Here is a 2,352-nt window from a genome sequence, read left to right as displayed (position 1 = left end):
TATTGAAGATCAAAGGAGCAGATACGATAAAAGGCTTTCGCGCCAGATAAGAAAAATGCGCGAAAAAGGCTATTTAATCAAGGAGCTTAACAGCAAAGAGGGTGTTAAAAAATTTACCGAAATGTATTACAAAAATATGGATCGGGTAAATGCCTCACCGAATTATTATTTTGATGAACAATACTTCGAAGATCTTCTTAACATGAAGGGTTTTGATAATAAACTCATTCTTATTTATGACGGATCAGAACTTATTTGCGGCGCACTCATCCTATTATCAGATAGTATTATCCGAAATCATCTTTCGGCAACTTCCCCGGATTATTTGAAAGAATCCCCAAGCAAACTTTTGACCGACGAAATAAGCATGATTGGCAGAAGGCTTGGGAAAAAAATATTTCATCTTGGAGGTGGGGTAGGCGGCAGGGAAGATTCTCTTTTTATGTTCAAAAGATATTTCTCAGACCTGCAGGTAAAGGATCGCATCTGGTGTTATATCAATGATGCTGCTATTTACAACGAACTTGTTTTAAAGGCAGGTGTGGAGGTTAATGCCGAACCTAATTATTTCCCCTCATACCGTCAACCTAAAAGAAAAACGGATGGATGCATCCCCAATATACCAGCTTCAACTGTTTAAATTAATCTTAAAAAAATAAATTAACATGAAAAATAAATTCACATATTCGGAAGCTAATCTGGATACTTTTGATCAAATAATGTCAGATTATGGCTGGATTATTTACGAAGATGCAATGAGTACTGATTTTATTGAAGAAATTACAACCTCATTAGTGAAGGCATACGAAGTACGGCGCGCAATCCAGGTTGCAAATGGAATAGGTGCTAACATGAACGGAACACTTCACCATCTTGTAGAAAGAGATATTTTCACCTTGAAATTTCTTGAGCAAAAATATTGTGAAAATGAGATAAGACATTTTTTAAAAGGCAACTATATCCTAAATTCATTAGGAGCGGTAATCAATTTAAAGGATGACAAACCTTATGTTCAAAATATCCACAGAGACATACGAAGTTTTACAGGCGATTTTAAAATAATGATCCAAATGATGATTGTTTTGGATGATTTTACACTCGAAAACGGAGCAACCTATTTTCTCTCAGGCTCTCATAAACAGGAAGATAAACCTGATGATGATTATTTTTACAGGACTGCCGATCGCGCCACTGCAAAAAAAGGGAGCATTATTTTGTTTGACTCCAACCTGTGGCATGCCGCCGGAAAGAACTATACAGATGAAAAAAGACGGACGTTAACTATGGCCTTTACCCGTCCGTTTGTTAAACAGCAGCTTGATTACCCCAGAGCATTAGGTTATGAGTTTGGTGAGGGGCTGGATGCGCATTTAAGACAGGTTTTGGGATATAATGCAAGGATTCCCGAAAACCTGCAGGAATATTATCAACCAGTTGAAAAAAGAATGTACCAACCAGGGCAGGGTTAATTCAATTTAGATATTTATTGAAACCGAGGTTTTTGATTGAAAATTCTGGAACGTTATTGTTATTAAAAGATGAGGCTGTATCATAAATCATGATCAGCCTCTTTTTTTATGTCATTTTTTTTTGATCCTGCTACTTTAAGTTTTGATGGGAATTAATCGCGCATGTTAATAAATTGCAGGGGCTGGCCAAAATTATCGCTGCGGCAAAGGCTGATCACTGCCTGCAGGTCATCTATTTTTTTGCCCTGTACACGCACCTGGTCGTCCATGATAGATGCCTGAACCTTTAGGCCGCTATCCTTTATCTTTTTGACAAGCTTTTTAGAGGTTTCTTTATCTATACCTTCCTTAACTTTAATCTCTTTACGTATCATATTGCCCGCCGCATATTGGTCTTTACCAAAATCAAGCGCGTTAGGGTCCAGGTGTTGCTTTACCATGCGGCCTATAATAGAATCCTGGATGGCTTTAAGGCGCATATCGTTCTCGGTAACGATAGTTATCTCGTTGGTTTTTTTATCCAGGTCGATAGTGCTTTTCGAGTCATTAAAATCGTAGCGGTTAAGTATTTCTTTTTTGGCAGTATTGATAGCGTTATCAAGTGTTTGGCCGTCTATCTTGCTTACTATATCAAATGTTGGCATAAGTAAATTGGTTTATAAATGTTTACAAAACTAATGTATTGTAAACATTTACACAGGATGTTAAATTAATTTGTTTACATAAAGTAAGTAAATAATAATCAATAAAAACATGTTAAATGCTGATGAGTTAATATTAAGTTAACAAATAAATAAGCAGTTTTGTAAATGTGGCCCGCGGGCACTAAATTTTATGGATAAACAGGCACCATTAATTAACAGGGAAATAAGCTGGTTATATT

General features: G+C 36.4%; 3 protein-coding genes. 2 read left to right on the top strand and 1 reads right to left on the bottom strand.

The window, feature by feature from the left end:
* Together AC1DPZ_RS25680 and AC1DPZ_RS25675 are read left to right on the top strand one after the other, a co-directional pair.
* Positions 1–640 (top strand): GNAT family N-acetyltransferase (locus AC1DPZ_RS25680; protein WP_477408840.1); only part of this gene is annotated, 640 nt, incomplete at its 5' end.
* A 25-nt stretch (positions 641–665) separates the two neighbouring features.
* A complete protein-coding gene (locus AC1DPZ_RS25675; RefSeq protein WP_477408838.1) occupies positions 666–1,469 on the top strand; it encodes a phytanoyl-CoA dioxygenase family protein in 804 nt (267 codons plus the stop codon).
* A 152-nt stretch (positions 1,470–1,621) separates the two neighbouring features.
* Here AC1DPZ_RS25675 and AC1DPZ_RS25670 read toward each other — a convergent pair whose 3' ends face one another.
* Entirely contained in the window at positions 1,622–2,113 is a 492-nt protein-coding gene (locus AC1DPZ_RS25670) for a YajQ family cyclic di-GMP-binding protein (protein WP_477408836.1), read from the bottom strand.
* Between the last annotated feature and the right edge of the window lie 239 nt (positions 2,114–2,352).

This window comes from Mucilaginibacter sp. P4_G9 (assembly GCF_056400985.1).
Note: the sequence above shows the minus strand (reverse complement) of the source record. Positions and strands in the feature narration are given on the sequence as shown.

Bases quoted from the DNA above. Each gene is read 5' to 3' on its own strand.
- AC1DPZ_RS25675 (WP_477408838.1), top strand. From the start codon at position 666: ATGAAAAATAAATTCACATATTCGGAAGCTAATCTGGATACTTTTGAT.
- AC1DPZ_RS25670 (WP_477408836.1), bottom strand. From the start codon at position 2,113: ATGCCAACATTTGATATAGTAAGCAAGATAGACGGCCAAACACTTGAT.